Here is a 22,597-nt window from a genome sequence, read left to right as displayed (position 1 = left end):
CGGAGCGCACGCCGCCCCGTCTTCCACCTGCAGAAGGCTGCCCACGCTTGAAGCCCAGACGAACACCCCCACAGCCCCTGGCCCTCGCCCTGCCCTTGCTGCTCGCCGCCGCGCTCGGCGGCTGCCGCGACGCGCAGGACCACCAGGCCCACAGCGACACCCCGGTCAGCGGCGGCACCCTGACCTACGCCACCGACCGCGAACCCATCTGCCTCGACCCCCACGTCGCCGGCGACATGCCCCAGGTGTTCCTCGGCCGGCAGTTCCTCGACTCGCTGGTGTCCATGGACGCACAAGGCCGCATCGGCCCCTGGCTGGCGAAAAGCTGGGAGGTCTCCGCCGACGGCCTGAGCTACACCTTCCACCTGCGCGACGACGTGCGCTTCAGCGACGGCACGCCCTTCGACGCCAACGCGGTGAAGGCCAACCTCGACCACATGGTCGACCCGCGCACCCAGTCCAGCACCGCCGGCGGCTACGTGCGCCAGTACCGCGGCACCGACGTGCCCGACGCGCACACCGCGGTGGTGCACCTGGCCACGCCCTACGCGGCCTTCCTCGAAGTGCTGGCCCAGGGCTTCCTCGGCATCCAGTCGCCCGCCGCGCTGCGCCGCCCGCGCGACGAGAACTGCGAGAGTCCGGTGGGCAGCGGCCCGTTCAAGGTGGTGCGCTGGGACCGGCAGAGCCAGGTGGTGCTGGAACGCAACCCCGACTACCACTGGGCGCCGCCCACCGCGGCGCACCAGGGGCCGGCGTACCTGGAACGCATCGTCTGGAAGTTCATCCAGGAACCCTCGGTGCGCTTCGCCTCGCTGCAGGCCGGCGAGGTGGACGTGATCGAGAGCGTGCCGCCGGAATCCCACGCCGCCGCGCGGGCCAACCCGGAGGTGTCGCTGCTGGTCGCCCAGCGCCCCGGCAACCCCACCAACGGCACTCTCAACATGACCCGCGCGCCCTTCGACGATATCCGCGTGCGCGAGGCCTTCATCCGCTCGGCCGACATAGACGCGGCGCTGAAGAGCGTGTACTTCGGCGAGTTCCCCCGCGCCGGCGGCCCGCTCAGCGCGGCCACGCCCTTCTACAGCGCGGACTTCGAGCACGCCCAGGACTACGACCCGCAGCGCGCCGGGCAGCTGCTCGACGCCGCCGGCTGGACCGGGCGCGACGCCGAGGGCTACCGCAGCCGAGGCGGCAAGCGCCTGCAGGTCCACGTGATCATGGGCAACCGCACGCCGCCCTCGGAATTCAGCCTGTGGGAGCAGGTGCAGGCCACCGCCCGCCGCGCCGGCTTCGAGGTGATCATCGAGCAGATGAGCGACGTGCTCGCCCAGCAGCGCCAGGCCGACTGGGACTACGACATCCGCCTGGGCTACTGGAACACCAACACCCCGGACGTGCTGCGGATCATCTTCGGCTCGGCCTTCCTGCGCCCGGCCGGGGTGCGCGGCTACCACCAGAACACCGCCGGCTTCGACGACCCGCGCTTCGACGCCCTGGTGGAGCAGACCCTGGCCACCCAGGACGGCGAGCGCCGCCGCGAGCTGTACCACCAGGCCCAGGCCCTCGCCTCCAGCCAGTACCTGCAGCTGACCACCTACCCGCAGAGCACCCGCCTGGGCATCTACAAGCGCGCCCACGGCGTGCGCCTGGAGCCGTCGCTGGCGGTCACCTCCCTCTACGACGCCTGGGTGAACCCATGAGCCAGACCCTTACCGCACCCGACCCGCGCCGCGAGCGCCTGCTGCGCCTGGCCCGCCACGCCGCCTGGCGCCTGCTCGGCGGCCTGCTGGTGCTGTGGGCCGCCGCCAGCCTGACCTTCTTCGCCGTGCGCCTGATGCCCGGCGACCCGGTGCTGGCCATCCTCGGCGGCCCCAGCGGCAACCCCACCCCGGAAACCATCGCCGAGGCCACCCGCGAATACGGCCTGGACCGGCCTCTGGCGGTGCAGTACGCCATCCACCTGGGCCACCTGCTGCGCGGCGACCTCGGGGTGTCCTACTCGCAGCACCTGCCGGTGACGCGCATCCTCGCCGAGCAGACCGGCCCCACCCTGCAGCTGACCTTCGCCGCCCTGGCCCTGGCCTGGCTCATGGTGCTGGGCTGGACGCTGCTCAGCGCCGGCCGCCGCCACTGGTTCGGCGGCCTGGCCTCGCTGCTGGAGACCCTCGCCGCGGCGCTGCCGCAGTTCTGGCTGGCGATCCTGCTGCTGGCCGCCTTCGCCTTCGGCCTGCAGCTGTTCCCGCCGGCCGGCAGCGACGGCCTGCGCAGCCTGGTGCTGCCGGCCCTGGCGCTGGCGGTGCCGCTGGCCGGGTTCATCGGCCAGGTCACCCGCGAGGCCCTGGAGATCACCCTGGAGCAGCCCTTCATCCTCTCCGCGCGCACCCGCGGCCTCAGCGACCGCGCCGTGCGCTACCGCCACGCCCTACGCCACTCGGTGCTGCCGGCCATCTCGCTGTCGGGCTGGGCGCTGGGCGCGCTGCTCAGCGGCTCGGTGGTGGTGGAGGTGATCTTTTCCCGCAAGGGCCTGGGCCGCCAGCTGTTCCAGGCCGTGCAGAGCCAGGACCTGCCGCTGGTGCTGGGCATCACCCTGGTGGTCGCCGCCGGCTACGTGCTGGCCAACATCCTGGTCGACCTGCTCTACGAGCTGGTCGACCCCCGCCTGCAAAGGAGCGCCCCATGAGCGAACTGGCCCCGAGTCTCGAACTGCCCCTGGCGCCGCGCCGGCAGGCCCGCGCGCTGCCCTGGCCGGCGCTGCTGGCGACGACCTTCCTGGCCGCGCTGGTGGCCGCCGCGCTGTTCCCGCAGTTGTTCGCCCACGGCGACCCGCTGGCCATCCAGCCGCGCGAGGCGTTCAGCGCGCCGAGCTGGGCCCACTGGTTCGGCACCGACCAGTCCGGCCGCGACATCTACGCGCGGGTCATCCACGGCGCGCGCCAGTCGCTGACCATTGGCCTGGCCGCCACCGCCCTGGCGATGAGCATCGCCATCGGCCTGGGGCTCGCCGCGGGCCTGGCCGGCGGCGCCGTGGACCGCGGCATCGGCTGGCTGCTGGAAGTGCTGTTCGCCTTCCCCAGCCTGATCCTCGCCCTGCTCTTCGTCGCCATCTTCGGCAGCGGCATCGGCCCGCTGATCATCGCCACCGGCATCGGCAGCGCGCCGGGCTACGCGCGCATGGTCCGCGGCCAGGTGCTGGCGGTGCGCCACGCCGGCTACATCGAGGCCGCCCGCGCCCTGGGCCACGGCCCGTGGCGCACCATCGCCCGGCAGATACTGCCCAACGCCATGCGCCCGCTGATCGTCACCCTGACCATGGGCGTCGGCCACGCCATCGTCTGGGCCTCGGCGCTGAGCTTCCTCGGCCTGGGCGCGCGGCCGCCGGCGCCGGAATGGGGGACCATGCTGTCGATGGGCCGCGACTTCATCGTCAACGCCTGGTGGCTGACCTTCTTCCCCGGGCTGTTCATCGTCCTCACCACCCTGTCGACCACGGTCGCCGGGCGCTACCTGCAACAACGCCTGGAGGGCCGCCGCTGATGCCGCGCCAACCGCTGATAGTCGAAGACCTGTCCGTGCATTTCGGCGAGCACCGCGTGCTCGACCGCCTGTCCTTCACCCTGCAGCCGGGCCGCGCACTGGCCCTGGTGGGCGAATCCGGCTCGGGCAAGAGCGTGCTGGCGCGCAGCCTGGTGGGCCTGGCCGGCGCCGGCGCACAGGTGCAGGCGCGGCGCCTGGAATACGCCGGGCGCGACCTGCTGGCCCTGGACGAGCGGCGCTGGCGCGAACTGCGCGGCCGCGAGATCGGCTTCGTGCTGCAGGACGCCCTGGTGTCCCTGGACCCGCTGCGCCCGGTGGGCCAGGAAATCCTCGAAGTGCTCGCCACCCACCGCTGGGGCGACCGCCACAGCCGCCAGCAGCGCGTGCTGGAGCTGCTGGAGAAGGTCGGCGTGCCGGAACCGGCATTGCGTGCCCGGCAACGCTCCGAACAACTCTCCGGCGGCCTGCGCCAACGCGCATTGATCGCCAGCGCCCTGGCCCTGGACCCGGGCCTGGTGATCGCCGACGAGCCGACCACCGCGCTGGACGCCACCGTGCAGGCGCAGATTCTCGGCGTGCTGCAGCAGGTGAAGGCGCGCGGCGACTCACTGCTGCTGATCAGCCACGACCTGGCGGTGGTCGCCCAGCTCGCCGACGAGGTGCTGGTGCTGCGCCACGGCGAGGTGGTGGAACAGGGGCCGATCGAACAGATTCTCCACGCGCCGCGCCACCCCTACACCCGCAGCCTGCTGGAAGCGATCCCCGCCAACCGCCCGCGCGGCACGCGGCTGACGCCCGGCGCGGCGCCCGCGGTGCGACGCGCGGAGGTCGCACAGCCACAGGTGCTGCTGGAAGCCCGCGGCCTCGGCAAGCGCTACCGCGGCCCCGACCAGCAATGGCGGCAGGTGCTCGACGACGTCAGCTTCCGCCTGCACGCCGGGCGCACCCTGGGCATCGTCGGCGAATCCGGCTCGGGCAAGAGCACCGCCGCGCGCATCGCCCTCGGCCTGCTGGAGCCGGACGCCGGCAGCGTGGCGTTCGCCGGCCAGCCCTGGAATGCCGCCGCCGCGCAGCGCATCGCCGAACGCGAACGGCGCCCGCGGCGGCGCGACATCAGCGTGATCTATCAGGACCCGCTGAGCTCCTTCGACCCGCGCTGGAGCGTCGGCCAGGTGCTCGACGACGCCCTCCAGGCCGGCGGCCTGGACGCCGCGCGGCGCCCGGCGCGCATCACCGAGCTGCTGCGCCAGGTGCGCCTGCCGGCGGAACTGGCGCAACGCCGCCCGCTGCAACTCTCCGGCGGGCAGCGGCAGCGCGTGGCCATCGCCCGCGCCCTGGCCAGCCAGCCGAAGGTGATCATCTGCGACGAACCGGTGTCGGCGCTGGACGTCTCGGTGCAGGCCCAGGTGCTCGACCTGCTGGCCGACCTGCAGGACGAACTGGGCCTGGCCTACCTGTTCATCTCCCACGACCTGGGGGTGATCCGCCACCTCAGCGACGAAGTGCTGGTGATGCTGCAAGGCAAGGTGGTCGAGGCCGGCCCCACCGAGGCGGTGCTGCGGAACCCGCAGCATCCCTACACCCAGCGCCTGCTGGCCTCGGTGCCGCAACTGCCGGCGGAGGGCCGACCGAAGGTGGCGCAACTGGCACCGGCCAGCGTCGACCTGGAGCCGCCGTTCGAGGAGCGCTGGTTGTGGGGGTTGGCGGTTTGAGGGGGGCGCTGCTGTTGTAGGAGCGAGCTTGCTCGCGAACGGTGTCAGCCGGTGAGGCTGGTGTGGGAGGTTGACTCCGTACCCTCTCCCCAGCCCTCTCCCTGAAGGGAGAGGGGGCTTTGTCCGTGCCGACTGAAAGCGAGGTTTCAGCCGGGTACCACAGCATCCGGCGAACAGAGCACTGAGCACCCGAGAGGGTTCTCTTCAGGAGAGGGTTGACGCGCGAGCAAGCCCGCTCCTACAAAAAACACCACAACTTCCCCCGCCCCCGCAATACAACTTCCCGCCACCCAACACCCCGTTATTTGCATATAACCCAAACACTGCGCACAAACCAACAGAACATCAGCACCTGTTGATCCAACGCAAGCAGACAAAAAATCCATAAAAACCACCAACACCATGATTTAAAAGGACTTAACCACTTGGCACGAGTCCTGCTCAAGTACAGACGGAGCATGACTATACGAATAGAAAGCCAATTACTTTATCTATTCCATGAGGATTCGAAGTTGGTGGTTAATTATTCTGGGGGTGAGTGGGGGAAACTTGCGCTGGCTATTCGCCGGGCAACATTCTGGTCGGCAAGTTTCGGTTCGGCGGTATTGCTGGTGGGGACCCAGGCAATGGCCGAAACCGCAGGCAGCGATGCCAGCGACAGCAGCAAGCAGAACAGCGGTACCCGCCTGCAGACGGTAGTGGTGCAGGCACAGAAGGAAACCCCGGTGGAGGCGGCGCGCAGCCAGCTCGCCGACGTCCCCGGCGGCGTCAGCGTGGTGGACAGCGAGCAGCTTTCCAGGGGCCGCACCGCCAACCTGCAGGACACCCTGGCCTACCAGCCCGGCGTGTTCGTGCAGTCCACCGGCGGCAACGACGCGGCGAAGATCTCCATCCGCGGCTCGGGCGCCAACACCTCGCCGGGCTATTTCCGCGAGGGCATCAAGTTCCTCTTCGACGGCCTGCCGCTGACCGGCCCGGGCGGTACGCCCTACGAGTTCCTCAACGGCTCGGGGGTGAACTACACCGAGATCCTGCGCGGCGCCAACGCCTTCCAGTACGGCGCGCTGACCCTCGGCGGCGCGGTCAACTTCGTCAACCAGACCGGCTACAGCGCGCCCGGCACCCGCCTGCGGGTGGAGGCCGGCAGCTACGGCTACCAGAAGGAAGTACTCAGCGCCGGCGGCGTGGTCGGCGGCTTCGACTACTACGCCAACGTCGACAACTACCGCAACGACGGCTACCGCGACTACAGCCTGTCGAAGAGCCAGGGCGTGGTGCTCAACCTGGGCTACCGCTTCAACCCGAAGCTGGAGACGCGCCTGCTGGTGCGCTACCGCGACGAGTACCACAACGACCCCAGCGCCATCACCCTCAAGCAGCTCAAGCACGACCCGGACAAGGCCAGCCCCACCGCCACCAGCAGCGGCGCCGGCAGCCGCCGGCCGGGCAGCACCTGGGTCGGCAGCAAGACCACCTACACCTTCGACGACGACTCCAGGCTGGACGTCGGCCTGGTCTACTACGACTACCCGCACAACAACAGCCCGGACAGCCCGACCAACCCCAGCTACTGGGACTGGCACGACCTGAGCTTCGTCCTCAACTACGCGCGCAGCGACCAGTGGTTCGGCCACGAGAGCCGCTCCAGCGCGGCCTTCACCTCCACCGAGCACATCAAGGGCGGAGTCGACTCGACGCGGGCCAACAAGCAGCCGGTGAAGGTGGTGGACTACGGATCGTCCTTCGACCACGTCTTCTCCTTCGGCAACGACCTGGAGCTGACCGAGGACCTCTGGCTGACCACCGGCCTGTCCTTCATCAACGTGCGCCGCAGCACCGACATCAAGTACGTGAACACCAGCAACACCAGCGGCTACCCGAGCAAGGACACCTACGAGAATTGGAGCACCGCGCCGCGCGTCGGCCTGCGCTACCAACTGACCCCGGACCTGCAGCTGTTCGGCAACTTCAGCCGCTCCATCGACCCGCCGGCGTCCTGGCAGTACTCCAACTCGTCGGCTGCCACGCCCTTCGTCAAGCCGCTGGTGGAACAGAAGGCCAACACCCTGGAGGTCGGCATCAAGGGCTCCCACGGCATCTTCGACGGCAGCCTGGCGCTGTACCGCTCGTGGATCCGCGACGAGCTGCTGAACGTGCAGATCATTCCCGCCACGGCCACCACCGCCGCGGTCACCTCGGCCTTCAACGCCGAGAGCCCGACCATCCACCAGGGCGTCGAGGCCGGGCTGAACACCCTGCTCTGGGAAAACAGCGTCGGCGAGAAGATCAGCTGGCGCCAGGCGTACACCTACAACGACTTCTACTACCGCCACGACGACACCTTCGGCGACAACCAGCTGCCGGGCATTCCCAAGCACGTCTACCAGGGCGAACTGCAGTACCAGCACCCCAGCGGCTTCTACGGCGGCGTCAACGTCACCTCCGCCTCGCGCACCGCGGTGGACTATGCCAACAGCTTCTACGCGCCCTCCTACACCATCTTCGGCGCAGGGGTCGGCTACGAGGCGCCGAAGAAGGACTGGAAGGTCTCCCTCGACCTCAAGAACCTCGCCAACGAGAAGTACGTGACCGCCGTGGCGCCGCAGTACGACGCCAAGGGCAAGGACGTCGCCGCCCTCTACCCGGGTGACGGCATCGGCGCCTACGTTGGCCTCGAACTGCGCTACTGACCGGCCGCGCCGCCCGACCGGGGCGGCGCGCACTGACGCGGGCGGCGCGATCCGCCGCCCGCCTGGCAACAGGGACACCGTAGATGCCATCGACACCGCACACCCCACCGGCCCTCCCGCGGAGGCCGGCATGATCGACAGACTCCTGCCCCTGGCGGCCGGCGCCCTGCTGGCCGCCGTGCTGGCCGGCTGCTCGCCGGCCGCCGACGATGGGCCCGGCGCCGGCGGCGCCGCCCTCGACACCGGCACCCTCAAGGACGGCCAGCTCAGCTACCCCGCCGAGGACTTCCACGAGCAGGCCCCCGGCAAGCCCGGCGGCACCCTGCGCGCCAGCGCCGCGCTGGACACCTATTCCTTCGACATCCACGCCCTCTCCCACGGCAACGTGCAGTGGCTGGGGCGCATCCTCTACGACTGCCTGGTGTACCAGGACGAACAGGGCAAGGTGTCGCCCTGGCTGGCCAAATCCTGGGAGATTTCCGCGGACGGCCTGACCTACACCTTCCATCTGCGCGACGACGTCAGCTTCAGCGACGGCACGAAGTTCAACGCCGAAGCGGTGCGGGTGAACCTCGAACACATGCGCGACCCGGCCACCAAGTCGCCGCTGGCCGCGGCCTACATCGCGCCCTACCAGTCGGGCAAGGTGCTCGACGAGTACACCTTCCAGGCCACCCTGCGCGAGCCCTACTCGCCCTTCCTCGACGTGCTGGCGCAGTCCTGGCTGGGCATGATCTCGCCGAAGCAGATCCTCGAAGACCCCAGATCCATCGCCGCCCACCCGGTGGGCTCCGGGCCCTTCGTGCTGGAAAGCTACACCCGCGACCAGGGCGCCAGCTTCGTGCGCCGCGCCGGCTACCACTGGGCGCCGCCGGTGCTGCGCCACCAGGGCCCGGCCTACCTGGAGCGCCTGGAACTGAGCTTCGTGCCCGAGGCGCTGATCCGCTACAGCTCGCTGGTCTCCGGGCAGTACGACTTCACCCTGGACGCGCCGACGCAGAACGCCCAGGCCATCCGCAAGGACCCGCAACTGGTGCTGCGCAGCCGCATCCGCAAGGGCAACCCGGTGCGCAGCCTGACCTTCAACGTCGAACGCTTCCCCTTCGACGACGTGCGCGTGCGCAAGGCCCTGGCCCGCGCCATCGACCGCGAGGGCCTGGCCTGGATCAGCGGCTTCGGCGAATTCCAGGTCAAGGCCGACTTCCTCGCCGCCAACACCCGCTTCTACGACCCGGCCTGGCGCAACGCCCTGGGCTACGACGTGGCCGCGGCCAACGCCCTGCTCGACGAGGCCGGCTGGACCGCGCGCGACGCCGAGGGCTACCGCAGCCGCGACGGCAAGCGCCTGGCCGCCACCCTGCTGATGATCGACAGCCCGGCGCTGCCGGCCAACGTGGCGGTGGCCATGCAGGCCGACGCGAAGAAGATCGGCATCGACCTGGGCCTGCGCGTGCTGCCCCAGGCCCAGGTCAACGACCTGCGCTACGCCGGCGACTACCAGGCGCTGGTCGGCGGCTACTGGCACACCAACACCCCGGACGGCCTGTACATCCTCTACCACAGCAACTCCATCGCCACGCCGAAGCTGATCGGGCAGAACAGCGCGCGCCTGCGCGACGCCCGGCTCGACGACCTGCTCGCCCGCGCCCGCCGCAGCACCGACGCGGCCGAGCAGCAGCGCCTGTACAGCGCCGCCCAGCAACGCCTCACCGAAGTGGTGCCGGCGGTGCCGGTGTACGAAAGCCAGCTGACCATCGCCTACCGCCGCGACGTCAAGGGCGTGGTGTTCGACAGCTCGCACAACGTGCCCTTCTTCACCAGCGTCTGGCTGGACCGGGAGCCGCAACCATGAAAGCCCTGCGCCGCATCCTCTGGCGTTTCCTCGGCGGCCTGGCGGTGCTCTGGGGCGCCGCCAGCCTGACCTTCGTCGCCCTCAACGTCAGCGGCGGCGACCCGGCCCTGGCCATCCTCGGCGGGCCGGACGCCATGCCCACCGCCGAGGCCATCGCCCAGGTGCGCCGCGACTACGGCCTGGACCAGCCGCTGGCGGTGCAGTACGCCCACTACCTGGGGCGCCTGGTCCAGGGCGACCTGGGCGAGTCGTACCGCCTGCGCATCCCGGTGGCCCAGGCCATCGCCGGGCAGGTCGGCGCCACCGCCCAGCTAGCCCTGTGGGCGGCACTGGCCGCGGTGCTGCTGGCGGTGAGCGCGGCGGTGCTGACCGCCAACCGCGCGCCCTGGGCCCGCGGCCTGGCCTCCGGCGGCGAGCTGCTGCTGTCGTCCATGCCCAGCTTCGTGCTCGGCATCCTCCTGCTGCTGGTGTTCTCCTTCCAGCTGCACTGGCTGCCGCCCACCGGCTCGCGCGGCTGGAAGAGCCTGGTGCTGCCGATCCTCACCCTGGCCCTGCCGGTGGCCGCCGTGCTGGCCCAGGTGCTGCGCCAGGAGCTGGAGGAAATCCTCGAACAGCCCTTCATCGCCATGGCCCGCGCCCGCGGCCTGTCCGAGGCCGGCGTGCGCCTGGGCCACGCCCTGCGCCATGCGCTGACGCCGCTGATCACCCTATCCGGCTTCGTCTTCGCCGCGCTGCTGGGCGGCGCGGTGATCACCGAGAACCTGTTCGCCCGCCAGGGCATCGGCCGCCTGATGCTCAACGCGGTGAACGACAAGGACGTGCCCGTGGTGCTCGGCATCACCCTGCTGGCGGCGGCGATCTACGTGCTGGTGAACCTGGCCGTGGACCTGCTCAACGCCCTGGTCGACCCGCGGGTGAGCGAGGCATGAGCATGACCGCGAGCATCGCCCTGGCCCAGCTGCGCCAACTGTTCGACGCCCACCAGGCGCCGCCCCCTTCCATCGCCCGCCCCGAGGACACCGCGATGATCTTCCCCGACGACCTTCCCGCCGCCGCGAGTGCGCCGGCGCACCCCGACGACAACGCCCTGCTGCAACGCTTCGAAGCGGTGTTCCAGCGCATCGCCGCCGGCGCCATCGAGCGCGAGCAGCAGCGCGAGCTGGCCTACGAGCCGGTGGCCTGGCTGCGCGCGGCCGGCTTCGGCGCGCTGCGCATCCCCCTGGCCTACGGCGGCCTGGGCGCCAGCCTGCCGCAGCTGTTCCGCCTGGTCCGCCGCCTCGGCGAGGCCGACTCCAACCTGCCGCAGATCTTCCGCGCGCACTTCGGCTTCGTCGAAGGCCGCCTCAACGACGACGACGAAGCCAGCCGCCAGCACTGGTTCCCGCGCATCGTCGGCGGCGAGCTGTTCGGCGCGGCCATGGCCGAGCGCAGCGAAGTCACCGGCAACAGCGTCACCCTCACCCGCGAGGACGACCACTGGCTGCTCGACGGCGAGAAGTACTACTGCACCGGCACCCTCTATGCCGACTGGATCGCCGTGTCGGCCAGCGACGGCGACGAACACGTCGCCGTGGCCGTGGCCACCGACGCGCCCGGCGTCACCCGCCTGGACGACTGGGACGGCTTCGGCCAGCGGCTGACCGGCAGCGGCACCACCCGCTTCGACAAGGTGCGCGTCGAGGAACACCAGTTGTTCCGCCGCTTCAAGCTCGGCGAAGGGCGCAGCGACAGCTACATCACCGCCTTCTACCAGCAGGTGCACCTGGCCACCCTGGCCGGCATCGCCCGGGCGGTGCTGCGCGACGCCGTCGCCTTCGTCCAGGGCCGCACCCGCGCCTTCGGCATTCCCGGCCGCTCCGAGCCGCGCCAGGACCCGCTGGTGCAGCGCGTGGTGGGCCGCCTGGGCAGCCTGGCGTTCTCCGCCGAGGCGCTGGTGGAAGCCGTCTCGGCCACCCTCGAACGCACCTGGCAGGCGCACCGCGCAGGCCAAGCCAGCCGCGAGCTGTACGCCGAGGCCGACATCCACGCCTACCAGGCGCAGCAGATCGTCCTGCCCCAGGTGCTGGAGGCCGCCACCCTGCTCTTCGAGGTCGGCGGCGCCTCGGCCACCAGCAGCGGCCGCCGGCTCGACCGGCACTGGCGCAACGCCCGCACCCTGGCCTCGCACAACCCGGCGATCCTGCGCGAGGCCTACCTGGGCGACTACCACCTCAACGGCACCCTTCCCAGCGAGGCCTGGAGCGAGCGTTTCGCCGCCGCCAAGGCCGCGCAACAGCAAGCCCCCGATACCGAGGAGACCCCGGCATGAGCAACGCACAGCGGCAAATGAGCATCGGCATGAACATCCTCGGCTTCGGCGCCCACGCCGCGGCCTGGCGCACCGGCGAGGCGCCGCCCACCGCCTACCTGGACGTGGGCTACTACCAGAACATCGCGCGCATCTCCGAGCGCGGCACCCTGGACGCCATCTTCCTCGCCGACGGCCCGGCCCTGGCCGGCGACGTCGGCCGCCAGCCGGCCGGGCGCCTGGAGCCCACCGTGCTGCTCACCGCGGTGGCCCTGGCCACCCAGCGCATCGGCGTGATCTCCACCGCCTCCAGCTCCTACAACGAACCCTTCAACCTGGCCCGGCGCATCGCCTCGGTCGACCACATCAGCGGCGGCCGCGCGGCCTGGAACGTGGTGACCAATGCCGGCGACGCCGCTGCGCAGAACTTCGGCCTGGCCGGCGCGCCGCTGCACGTGGACCGCTACGCCCGCGCCGAGGAGTTCGTCGACGTCACCCTCAAGCTGTGGGACAGCTGGGAAGACGGCGCCATCCTCGGCGACGCCGCCTCCGGGCGCTTCGCCGACCCGGCCCGGGTGCACGCCATCGACCACGTCGGCCGCTACTTCTCGGTCAAGGGCCCGCTCAACGTGCCGCGCTCGCCCCAGGGCCGCCCGGTGCTATTCCAGGCCGGCTCCTCGGAGGGCGGCAAGGCCCTGGGCTCGCGCTTCGCCGACGCCATCTTCACCACCCAGACCACCCTCGCCGACGGCCAGGCCTTCTACCGCGAGATGAAGCAGCGCGCCCGCCAGTGGGGGCGCAACCCCGAGCACCTGAAGATCATGCCCGGCCTGTCCACGGTGATCGGCAGCACCGAGGCCGAGGCCCTGGAGCGCTTCGAGCGGCTGAACAGCTACCTGGGCGAAGGCGGCCTGCTGCGGCAGATCGCCCAGCGCATCGGCATCGACGCCAGCGAGCTGGACCCGGACGCGCCGCTGCCCTGGCAGCGCATCGGCCCGGTCAACGAATTCGAGAAGGGCTCCCACGGCTTCCTCGAAGCCCAGCTGAACCTGGCCCGCGCCGAGAACCTCAGCGTGCGCCAGCTGTCGCGGCGCATCCTGGTCGGCCACCGGCTGCTGGTGGGCACCCCCGAGCAGGTCGCCGCCAGCCTGGAGGAATGGTTCCTCGCCGGCGCCGCCGACGGCTTCAACATCATGCCCGACAGCTTCCCCTCGGGCGTGGAGAGCTTCGTCGACGAAGTGGTGCCGCGCCTGCGCAAGCGCGGGCTGTTCCGCCACGAATACCAGGGCAGCACCCTGCGCGAACACCTCGGCCTGCCCTACCCGGCCAGCCGCTACGAACAACCCGCGGCCGCCTCGGCCTGAACCTGCGAGAGACCACCGGCATGAACTACCGCCCACTCGGCAACAGCGACCTCAAGGTCAGCGTCATCGGCCTCGGCAGCATGACCTGGGGCCACCAGAACAGCGAGGCCGACGCCCACCGCCAGCTCGACTACGCGCTCTCGCGCGGGGTCAACCTGGTGGACGCCGCCGAGATGTACCCCACCCCGTCCCGGGCCGACACCTGGGGCGACACCGAGCGTTTCATCGGCACCTGGCTTGCGCGCAGCAAGCGCCGCCAGGACATCGTCCTGACCAGCAAGATCGTCGGCCCGCCGCGCCAGAGCGGGCACATGCAGCACATCCGCGACGGCGCCACGCGCTTCGACCTGGCCACCCTGCGCAGCGCCCTGGACGGCAGCCTCGACCGCCTGCAGACCGACTACCTGGACCTCTACCAGCTCCACTGGCCCAGCCGCAGCACCAACTTCTTCGGCACCCGCGACTACCCCTGGGTGGACGACGAGCAGAGCGACGACATCGGCGAAACCCTCACCGCCCTGGCCGAACTGGTGAAGTCCGGGCGGGTGCGCCACATCGGCCTGTCCAACGAAACGCCCTGGGGCGTGGCCGAGTTCCTCAGGCAGTCCGAGCGCCTGGGCCTGCCGCGCATCCTCAGCGTGCAGAACCCCTACAGCCTGCTCAACCGCCAGTACGAGACGGGCCTGGCGGAGTTCAGCCACCGCGAGCGCATCGGCCTGCTGGCCTATTCGCCGCTGGCCTTCGGCGTGCTCACCGGCAAGTACCTGGACGGCGCCCAGCCGGCCGGCGCGCGCCTGAGTGCCGGCTCCGCCTACGGCCGCTTCGCCCGCTACGCCAGCGCCGAGGCGCAGCAGGCCACCCGCGCCTACGTCGAGCTGGCCCGCGAGCTGGGCCTGGCGCCGGCGCAACTGGCCCTGGCCTTCGTCATCGCCAAGCCCTTCGTGGCCAGCGCGCTGAACGGCGCCACCAGCCTGGAGCAACTGGCGCAGAATCTCGACGCCGCCGAGCTGCAGCTGACGCCGGAGGCGCTCGCCGCCATCGACGCCATCCACGCGCGCCTGCCGAACCCGGCGCCCTGAGAGGAGAACGCCCATGGCCGGTCCGTCGACCGCACTGCCCCGCCTGCTGCCCGCGCCGTCGCGGCGCCGCCAGCCGCCCGCCTTCCTCGGCGCGGCCCTGGCCCGTCCGGGCCTGACGCTGGCCGGGGTGTTCCTGGCGCTGCTGGTGCTCGCCAGCCTGGCGCCGACCTGGCTGGTGGCCACCGACCCACTGCTGGCCAGCGCCCGCCACGCCTTCCAGGCGCCCAGCGCGGCGCACTGGCTGGGCACCGACGAGAACGGCCGCGACGTGCTCGCGCGCCTGGTCCACGGCGCCCGGCCATCGCTGCTGATGGGCCTGGCGGCCACCGCCATCGGCCTGCTCGGCGGCATCGCCGTGGGCCTGGCCACCGGGCTCGGGCCGCGCTGGCTGGACGCCGCGGCCATGCGCGGCATCGACGTGCTGCTGGCCTTCCCGGAACTGCTGCTGGCCCTGGTCATCATCACCTTCTGGGGCCAGGGGCTGGTCAACGCCATGCTCGCCGTGGGCATCGCCGGCATCCCGCGCTACGCCCGCCTGGTGCGGGCCCAAGCCAAGGTGGTGCGCGGCGCGGCCTACGTCGAGGCGGCGGTCACCCTGGGCCTGTCGCGGCCGGCGGTGATCTGGCGCCACCTGCTGCCCAACGCCATCCGCCCGGTGCTGATCCTGGCCACCCTGGGCATTGGCGCCAACATCGCCGCCGGCGCCTCGCTGAGCTTCCTCGGCTTCGGCGCGCCGCCGCCGGCGCCCGAATGGGGCTCGATGCTCTCGGTCGGCCGCAACTTCCTCTCCAACGCCTGGTGGCTGGTCGCGGCACCGGGCACGGCGGTGACCCTCACCGTGGTCGCCGTGACCGTGCTCGGCCGCGCCCTGCTGCGCTACAGCGAGGGCAAACGCCCATGACCACCCTGATCAACCCGTTCCGCCCGCTGCTGGAAGTGGCCGACCTCGACGTCGCCTTCGGCCGCGCCCAGCCGGTGCTGCAGCAGGTGTCCTTCAGCCTCTACCCCGGCGAATGCTTGGCCCTGGTCGGCGAGTCCGGCTCGGGCAAGAGCGTCACCTCGCGCACCCTGGCCGGGCTCACCGGCGCCGGTGCGCACATCCGCGCACGGCGCCTGGCCTTCGACGGCCAGGACCTGCTGAACCTCGGCGGCCGCCAGTGGCGCGAGCTGCGCGGCTCGCGCATCGGCTTCGTGATGCAGGACGCCCTCGGCTCGCTCGACCCGCTGCGCCAGGTGGGCCGCGAGATCGACGAGCCGCTGCGCCTGCATACGTCCCTGGACCGCGAGCGGCGCCGGCAGAAGGTCATCGAGCTGCTGCGCGCGGTGGGCGTGCCCGAGGCCGAGCTGCGCGCCCGCCAGTACCCGCACCAGCTCTCCGGCGGGCTGCGCCAGCGCGCGCTGATCGCCTCGGCCATCGCCTGCGACCCCGACCTGCTGATCGCCGACGAACCCACCACGGCGCTGGACGCCACCGTCCAGGCGCAGGTCCTCGACCTGCTGGAAAGCCTGCGCCAGCGCAACCGCGCCATGCTGGTGGTGAGCCACGACCTGGCGGTGGTGGCGCGCCTGGCGCACCGCGTGGCGGTGATGCAGCACGGCGTGATAGTCGAGGAAGGCCCGGTCGACCAGGTGCTGGAAGACCCGCGCCACCCCTACACCCGCTCGCTGCTGCGCGCAGCCTCCGCGGTGCACCTCAGCCATGCGCCGCAGCCCGCCGCCAGCGAGCCGCCGCCGGCCAGCCTCGGCGCCCAGCCGGTGGTGCTGGAGGCGCGGCAGCTGGCCAAGCACTTCCGCGGCCCGAACGGCGCGGCGCAGCAGGCCGTGGCCAACGCCTCCTTCACCCTGCGCGCCGGCGAGACCCTGGGCATCGTCGGCGAATCCGGCTCGGGCAAGACCACCCTCACCCGCATGATCCTCGGCCTGGAGCGCCCCGACAGCGGCGAGGTATACCTGCGCGGCCAGGCCTGGAGCGCCCTCGACGCCCTCGCCCAGCGCCGCGAGAGGCGCCGTATCCAAGTGGTGTTCCAGGACCCGCTGGCCTCCTTCGACCCGCGCTACAGCGTGGCCCGCGTCCTCGACGAGGCCCTGGCCCGGGCCGGCGGCAGCCGCGCCGAGCGCCAGCAGCGGGCGCGCGAACTGCTGGAGCTGGTGCGCCTGCCGGCGGGCATGCTGCAGCGCCGGCCCATCGAGCTGTCCGGCGGCCAGCGCCAGCGCATCGCCATCGCCCGCGCCCTGGCGGCGCAGCCGGAAATCCTGGTGTGCGACGAGCCGGTGTCGGCGCTGGACGTCTCGGTGCAGGCGCAGATCCTCGACCTGCTGGCCGACCTCAAGCAGCGCCTGGGCCTGGCCTGCCTGTTCATCTCCCACGACCTGGGCGTGGTGCGCCACGTCAGCGACCGCGTGCTGGTGATGAAGGACGGCCACATCGTCGAGAGCGGCCCGGTGCGCGAGGTCTTCGCCCGCCCGCAGCACGACTACACCCGCGCCCTGCTGGGCGCCATTCCCCACCTGCCGCAACCCCGGGAGCGCCGCATCCGTGTCGAAGCCATTGCACGTTAACCTGTTCGAGATGAACTGCGTCAGCCACATCGTCCACGGCCTCTGGGCCCACCCGGAAAACCAGCGGCACCGCTTCAACGACATCGACTACTGGACGGAACTGGCGCAACTGCTGGAGCACGGCACCTTCGACGGCGTCTTCCTGGCCGACGTGGTGGGCGTCTACGACCGCTTCCGCGGCGGCCCCGAGACGGCCCTGCGCGAGGCCGTGCAGGTGCCCAGCAACGACCCGCTGCTGGTCATCCCGGCGATGGCCGCGGTGACCCGCAACCTGGGCTTCGGCGCCACCTTCTCCACCACCTACGAGCCGCCCTTCGCCTTCGCCCGGCGCATGAGCACCCTCGACCACCTGACCCGCGGCCGCGTCGGCTGGAACATCGTCACCTCCTACCTGCCCAACGCCGCGCGCAACTTCGGCCTGGACGATGAGGTGCCCCACGACCACCGCTACGAGATCGCCGACGAATACCTGGACGTGCTCTACAAGCTCTGGGAAGGCTCCTGGGACGACGACGCGGTGATCGCCGACCGCCAGCGGCGCATCTACACCGACCCGGCCAAGGTGCGCTACATCGACCACGTCGGCGAGCACTTCAAGGTCGCCGGGCCGCACCTCTGCCAACCCTCGCGGCAGCGCACCCCGGTTCTGTTCCAGGCCACCGGCTCGCCGGCCGGCACCGAGTTCGCCGGGCGCCATGCCGAGGTGGTGTTCACCGGCGGCCCGACGCCGGCGGCGGTGCGCCGCAACATCGCCCACATGCGCGAACGCGCCCGCGCCCACGGGCGCGATCCGGCGGGCATCAAGTTCATCGTCCAGGCGGCGGTGATCGTCGGCCGCAACGACCTGGAAGTGCAGGCCAAGCTGGAAGACTACCGGCGCCTGCAGAGCCTCGACGGCGCCCTGGCGCACATGCAGTCGGGCGTCGACCTGGCCGCCTTCCCGGCGCACACGCCGCTGGCCGAGCTGCCCGGCGGCGGGCCCTGGGCGGCGCTGCTGGCCAGCGACCCGCAGGCCACCGTGGGCCAGCTGGTGAAGCGCCTGGGCGGCTTCGACGAGGGCCGCTTCTTCGTCGCCGGCACGCCGAAGGTGGTGGCCGACGAGATCGAGAAATGGCTCGACGAGGACGGTATCGACGGCATCAACCTGCGCCAGTTCCTCACCCCGCACACAGCACGCGACTTCATCGAACTGGTGGTGCCCGAGCTGCGCCGCCGCGGACGCTTCCGCGAGGCCTACAACGACGGCGAGACCCTGCGCGAACGGCTGTTCGGCGCCGGCCACGCGCGCCTGCCCGCCGACCACCATGGCGCCCGCTACCGCGACCCGGCCGCCCTGCGCCAGGCCAGCGCGCCGCTGCGCTTCGCCCAGGCGCCGGCCTGATCCCTTTCCCGAGATGGACCTGAAGATGCCCACATCCGCCGCAACCGCCCTGCCCCCCGCCACCCTCGACCTGGCCGAGCTGCGCCGCCGCGCCATGCCGCGCCTGGCCGCCATCGCCGAGGGTGCCGCCGAACGCGAGCGCCTGCGCCAGCTGCCCCACGAGCAGGTGCGCGCCCTGGCCACCGACCGCCTGCTGTGCTTCCGCATCCCCGCCGCATACGGCGGCGCCGGCGCCAGCGTGCGCGACACCGTGCAGTTCGTCATCGACCTGGCGGCGGTGGACTCCAACGTCGCCCAGTCGCTGCGCCCCAGCTTCGCCTTCATCGAAGGCCTGCTCGCCCGCGGCGACCAGGCCGAGCAGCAGCGCTGGTTCCCGCGCTTCCTCGCCGGCGAGGTGTTCGGCAATGCCGGCTGGGAGATCGGCGGCGCCAACGGCGCGGTGAGCGCGCGCCTGCGCCGCGACGGCGAGGCCTTCCGCGCCAGCGGCAGCAAGTTCTACAGCACCGGCTCGCTGTACGCCGACTGGGTCAGCGCGGTGGCCCTGGACGAGGACGACAAGCCGGTGTCCTTCGTGGTCCCGCGCGACCGCGAGGGCCTGGAACTGCTGGACGACTTCGACGCCATGGGCCAGCGCCTCACCGCCAGCGGCACCACGCGCCTGAACGACCTGCTGGTGCAGCCGGGGGAAATCCGCCCGCGGGTGGTGGAGGAAGGCCAGCGCTCCATCGTCACGCCCTTCCTGCAACTGTTCCTCGGCGCGGTGGAGGCCGGCATCGCCCGCAACGCCCTGACCGACGCCGTGGCCTTCGCCCGCGACCACGCCCGGCCGATCAAGCACAGCAGCGCGCAACGCTCGGTGGACGACCCCTACGTGGAATTCGCCGTGGGCGAGATTTCCGCCCGCGCCCTGGCCGCCGAGGCGGTGATCCTGCGCGCCGCCGAGCGCCTCGACGAAGCCTGGGCGGCGGGCCTCGACCACGACGCGGTGAACCTCGCCGCCGTGGAAGTGGCCCAGGCCCAGTACATCGCCGTGGAATCGGCGCTCAAGGCCGCCGAACTGCTGTTCGACGTCGGCGGCGCCTCCACTACCGGCCGCCAGCACAACCTCGACCGCCACTGGCGCAACGCCCGCACCCTGGCCAACCACAACCCGCGCCACTGGAAGGCCGCGGTGGTCGGCGCCTGGCGCCTGAAGGGCAGCGAGCCGCCGACCTCGGGGCTGTTCTGATGCCGGGGAAAGCGCAACTGCAATTCCGCCCCATCGACCCACACGCCCATGCCGAACTGTGCGTTCGCTTCAGAGAAGACACGGCACACTGTGCCTATGGCTCGACCATTCCCTTCCACGGCAACGACGGCAATGGCGCGGCGCGCTACCTGAACTGGCTGCGGGAGCGCCTGCACAAGCTGCCCGGCAGCGCCGTGTTCCTCCACGACGGCGAACAGGTCATCGGGCAGATCGAGATGAGCCTGCTGGAGTCGGCCGAGGGGCCGCAGGGCTACGTCCATCTCTTCTACCTGGTACCGGAAAGGCGCGGCGAAGGGCTGGGCCGAGTCCTGGAATCCTACGCTCGAAGCTTTCTCCAACGACTCGGCTGTCGCACGCTGCGCCTGTCCGTGAGCCCGGCCAACCAGGCGGCCTGGAGGTTCTACCGAAGCAGTGGCTGGCGGGACCTGGGGCCAAGGAACGATGCACCCGCCCTGCACCTGCTGGAGAAGAGCGAAGCGGCCGGCGTCCCGATCGTCGGCAGCGCGGATGGCGATGTCGCGCGATGGCATTTCCGCAAGGCCCTGAAGCTCGACCAGGCCTCGCGGGAAGCCGAGGCCATCGACCATTACCGCAATGCCCTGGCCCTGGGGCTGGACGAACGGGAGGAGGTGATCGCGATACTCGGCCTGGGCTCGTCGCTGAGGGTCATGGGGCGGGCTCAGGAGAGCCTGCAGACGCTCTCGGCGCTGGCGCATACGAACAATGCGGCCTTCCTCTTCCATGCGCTCGCGCTCTACGACAGCGCGCAATACGCGTCCCTCGCCCAGCGACTGCTGGCGAGGCTGCTGCAGGTATTGGTGGAACGGCAGGACGACGACGTCATGCCGTTCCGGGCGCCGCTGGAGCGCTATATCCGCAACCTGGCCACGCCTGGCGACGGTGGCCGGCTATGAACCTTGCCAAGCAAAACGGCCGCCTGGTGCCGATGATCACCGGCGCCGCGCTGTTCATGGAGCTGCTGGACAGCACCGCGGTGCTCACCGCGCTGCCGCAGATGGCCGCCGACTTCGGCGAGGCCGCGGTGCGCATGAACCTGGTGGTGTCGCTGTACCTGCTGGCGGTGGCGCTGTTCGTGCCGGTCAGCGGCTGGGTCGCCGACCGCTTCGGCCCGCGCCGGGTGCTGCTGGCGGCCATCGGCCTGTTCATGCTCGCCTCGCTGGCCTGCGCGGCGTCCACCTCGCTGCTGCAGCTGTCCCTGGCGCGCCTGGCCCAGGGCGCCGCCGGGGCGCTGATGGCGCCGGTGGGCCAGGTGCTGCTGTTGCGCTGGTCGACGCCCGACACCCTGCTGCGCAACATGGCCGCGCTGGCCATCCCGGCGCTGGTCGGGCCGCTGCTCGGCCCGCCGCTGGGCGGGCTGCTGGTGGACCTGCTGTCGTGGCACTGGATCTTCCTGGTCAACCTGCCCATAGGCGCGCTGGGCATCGTCCTGATCCTGCGCTTCGTCCCCGACTTCCCGGGCGATCCGCAGCGGCGCCTGGACCGCCGCGGCTTCCTGCTCAGCGGCTGCGCCCTGGCGGCGCTGGTGTTCGGCTTCGAGGCCCTGGGCCACCGCCTGCTGCCGCTGCCGGCGGTGGCCGCGCTGCTGGCCGCCGGCACCTGCGCCGCGCTGGCCTACTGGCGCCATGCCCGGCGCCACGCAGCGCCGCTGATCGACCTCGGCCTGCTGCGCATCCCCACCTTCGCCACAGCGATCTGGGGTGGCAACCTGTTCCGCCTGGGCAGCGCCGCGCAGCCGTTCCTGATGGTGCTGATGCTGCAGCTGGGCTTCGGCCTGGGGGCGCTGGACGCCGGGTTGCTGACCCTCGCCGGCGGCGCCGGCGCGCTGAGCGTGAAGTTCCTCTCGGTGCGCATCGTCCAGCGCCTGGGTTTCCGCCGCACCCTGGTCGGCAACGCGCTGCTCTGCGCCCTGTCCATCGTCGGCTGCGCCCTACTGCGCGCCGACACACCCCTGTGGCTGCTGCTGGGGCTGCTGTACCTGAGCGGCCTGCTGCGCTCGCTGCAGTTCAGCACCCTGGGCGCCCTGACCTTCTGCGAGGTGCCGCGCGAGCTGGCCAGCCGCGCCAGCAGCCTGTCGGCGATGTCCATGCAACTGGCCATGAGCCTGGCGGTGGGCCTGGCCGCCAGCCTGCTGGGGCTGGTCATGCACGCCCAGGGCCATGCCCAGCCGCAGGTCGCCGACCTGTCCCTGGCAATGCTCGCCGGGGCGCTGCTGTGCGCCGCCTCGGCGCTGTCGTTCCGCCGCCTGGGCGAAACCGCCGGAGCCTCGATCAGCGGCCACGCCAGGCCCTCGCTCGCCGATAACGCATGCCCCAAGGAGACCGCCCATGGCTGAGCCCATTCCCGCGCTGATCCGTACCGTTCGCCCAGGCGATGCCCGGCCCATCGCCGAAGCTCACGTGCAGAGCTGGCAGGCGACCTACCGCGGGCTGCTGCCGGACAGCTACCTGCAGGGCCTGGCCGACAACCTGCAGCGCCGCGTCGACTTCATCGACAACGCCATCCGCAACGGCAACCGCGACATCCGCGTGGCCGAGCATGAGGGCGCGGTGGTTGGCTGGAGTTCCTTCGGCGCCAGCCGCGACCCCGACGTCGAGCCCGGCACCGGCGAGCTCTATTCCATCTACCTGGTGCCGGCGGCCTGGTCCGCCGGCATCGGCCGCGCGCTCTGGCTGGCCTCGCGCCAGGCCCTGGAGGCCGCGGGCTTCGCCCGCGTCACCCTGTGGGCGCTGGACGGCAACTCGCGCGCCGAGCGCTTCTACCGCGCCGCCGGCTTCACCCCGCAAAGCAACGCCTCGCGGGTCTTCGGGGAGGACGGCACGGCCTTCCCGGTGACCCGCTACCTGCTGCCCCTGACCCATGCCTGAAGGAC

17 protein-coding genes are annotated in these 22,597 nt (G+C 71.5%); all 17 read left to right on the top strand.

All coding sequences use genetic code 11. The annotated features are described in order from the left end of the window. Window positions 1-47: 47 nt before the first annotated feature. A complete protein-coding gene (locus IG194_RS26670) occupies window positions 48-1,700 on the top strand; it encodes an ABC transporter substrate-binding protein (protein ID WP_197674179.1) in 1,653 nt (550 codons plus the stop codon). Further along, window positions 1,697-2,680 carry an ABC transporter permease gene (locus tag IG194_RS26665; RefSeq protein WP_058489242.1) on the top strand — a complete coding sequence of 328 codons (984 nt, stop codon included), beginning with the start codon at window positions 1,697-1,699 and terminating at the stop codon, window positions 2,678-2,680. The genes IG194_RS26670 and IG194_RS26665 overlap by 4 nt, the downstream gene beginning before the upstream one ends. Further along, a complete protein-coding gene (locus tag IG194_RS26660; RefSeq protein ID WP_058489241.1) occupies window positions 2,677-3,534 on the top strand; it encodes an ABC transporter permease in 858 nt (285 codons plus the stop codon). The genes IG194_RS26665 and IG194_RS26660 overlap by 4 nt, the downstream gene beginning before the upstream one ends. After that, window positions 3,534-5,246: a dipeptide ABC transporter ATP-binding protein gene (locus IG194_RS26655; RefSeq protein WP_058489240.1), complete on the top strand. Its 1,713-nt coding sequence runs from the start codon at window positions 3,534-3,536 to the stop codon at window positions 5,244-5,246. The genes IG194_RS26660 and IG194_RS26655 overlap by 1 nt, the downstream gene beginning before the upstream one ends. A 626-nt stretch (window positions 5,247-5,872) precedes the next feature. Beyond that, window positions 5,873-7,936, top strand: coding sequence for a TonB-dependent receptor family protein (locus IG194_RS26650; protein WP_009619628.1), 2,064 nt, complete (start codon window positions 5,873-5,875; stop codon window positions 7,934-7,936). Between the two features lie 130 nt (window positions 7,937-8,066). Then, complete coding sequence (locus IG194_RS26645) at window positions 8,067-9,788, top strand: ABC transporter substrate-binding protein (RefSeq protein ID WP_058489239.1); 1,722 nt, start codon at window positions 8,067-8,069, stop codon at window positions 9,786-9,788. Continuing rightward, window positions 9,785-10,717, top strand: coding sequence for an ABC transporter permease (locus IG194_RS26640; RefSeq protein WP_082996361.1), 933 nt, complete (start codon window positions 9,785-9,787; stop codon window positions 10,715-10,717). The genes IG194_RS26645 and IG194_RS26640 overlap by 4 nt, the downstream gene beginning before the upstream one ends. Window positions 10,718-10,719: 2 nt before the next feature. Continuing rightward, window positions 10,720-12,096 (top strand): acyl-CoA dehydrogenase family protein, encoded by a 1,377-nt coding sequence (locus tag IG194_RS26635; RefSeq protein ID WP_009619624.1) that lies wholly within the window; start codon window positions 10,720-10,722, stop codon window positions 12,094-12,096. After that, on the top strand, window positions 12,093-13,439 hold the full coding sequence (locus tag IG194_RS26630) for an LLM class flavin-dependent oxidoreductase (protein WP_009619621.1): 1,347 nt from the start codon (window positions 12,093-12,095) through the stop codon (window positions 13,437-13,439). Before IG194_RS26635 ends, IG194_RS26630 begins: the two co-directional genes overlap by 4 nt. A gap of 20 nt (window positions 13,440-13,459) precedes the next feature. Next, window positions 13,460-14,518, top strand: coding sequence for an NADP(H)-dependent aldo-keto reductase (locus IG194_RS26625; RefSeq protein ID WP_058489238.1), 1,059 nt, complete (start codon window positions 13,460-13,462; stop codon window positions 14,516-14,518). A gap of 13 nt (window positions 14,519-14,531) precedes the next feature. Continuing rightward, entirely contained in the window at window positions 14,532-15,419 is an 888-nt protein-coding gene (locus IG194_RS26620; protein ID WP_141679821.1) for an ABC transporter permease, read from the top strand. Next, the gene (locus IG194_RS26615; protein ID WP_058489237.1) at window positions 15,416-17,077 is read left to right on the top strand and encodes a dipeptide ABC transporter ATP-binding protein; all 1,662 of its coding nucleotides are present in this window, start codon (window positions 15,416-15,418) and stop codon (window positions 17,075-17,077) included. Before IG194_RS26620 ends, IG194_RS26615 begins: the two co-directional genes overlap by 4 nt. Then, complete coding sequence (locus IG194_RS26610) at window positions 17,055-18,458, top strand: LLM class flavin-dependent oxidoreductase (RefSeq protein ID WP_176707186.1); 1,404 nt, start codon at window positions 17,055-17,057, stop codon at window positions 18,456-18,458. Before IG194_RS26615 ends, IG194_RS26610 begins: the two co-directional genes overlap by 23 nt. Before the next feature lie 25 nt (window positions 18,459-18,483). After that, on the top strand, window positions 18,484-19,686 hold the full coding sequence (locus IG194_RS26605) for an acyl-CoA dehydrogenase family protein (RefSeq protein WP_058489758.1): 1,203 nt from the start codon (window positions 18,484-18,486) through the stop codon (window positions 19,684-19,686). Further along, window positions 19,686-20,621, top strand: a complete 936-nt coding sequence (locus IG194_RS26600; RefSeq protein WP_058489235.1) for a tetratricopeptide repeat protein — start codon at window positions 19,686-19,688, stop codon at window positions 20,619-20,621. The genes IG194_RS26605 and IG194_RS26600 overlap by 1 nt, the downstream gene beginning before the upstream one ends. Next, window positions 20,618-22,060: an MFS transporter gene (locus IG194_RS26595; RefSeq protein WP_058489234.1), complete on the top strand. Its 1,443-nt coding sequence runs from the start codon at window positions 20,618-20,620 to the stop codon at window positions 22,058-22,060. The genes IG194_RS26600 and IG194_RS26595 overlap by 4 nt, the downstream gene beginning before the upstream one ends. Continuing rightward, on the top strand, window positions 22,053-22,592 hold the full coding sequence (locus IG194_RS26590) for a GNAT family N-acetyltransferase (RefSeq protein ID WP_058489233.1): 540 nt from the start codon (window positions 22,053-22,055) through the stop codon (window positions 22,590-22,592). The genes IG194_RS26595 and IG194_RS26590 overlap by 8 nt, the downstream gene beginning before the upstream one ends. Window positions 22,593-22,597 lie beyond the last annotated feature (5 nt).

The organism is Pseudomonas sp. ADPe, assembly GCF_014843515.1.
In the GTDB taxonomy this organism is placed as follows: domain Bacteria; phylum Pseudomonadota; class Gammaproteobacteria; order Pseudomonadales; family Pseudomonadaceae; genus Pseudomonas; species Pseudomonas citronellolis.
The sequence above is the reverse complement of the archived record's forward strand: the minus strand, read 5'-3'. Positions and strand labels throughout refer to the sequence as shown.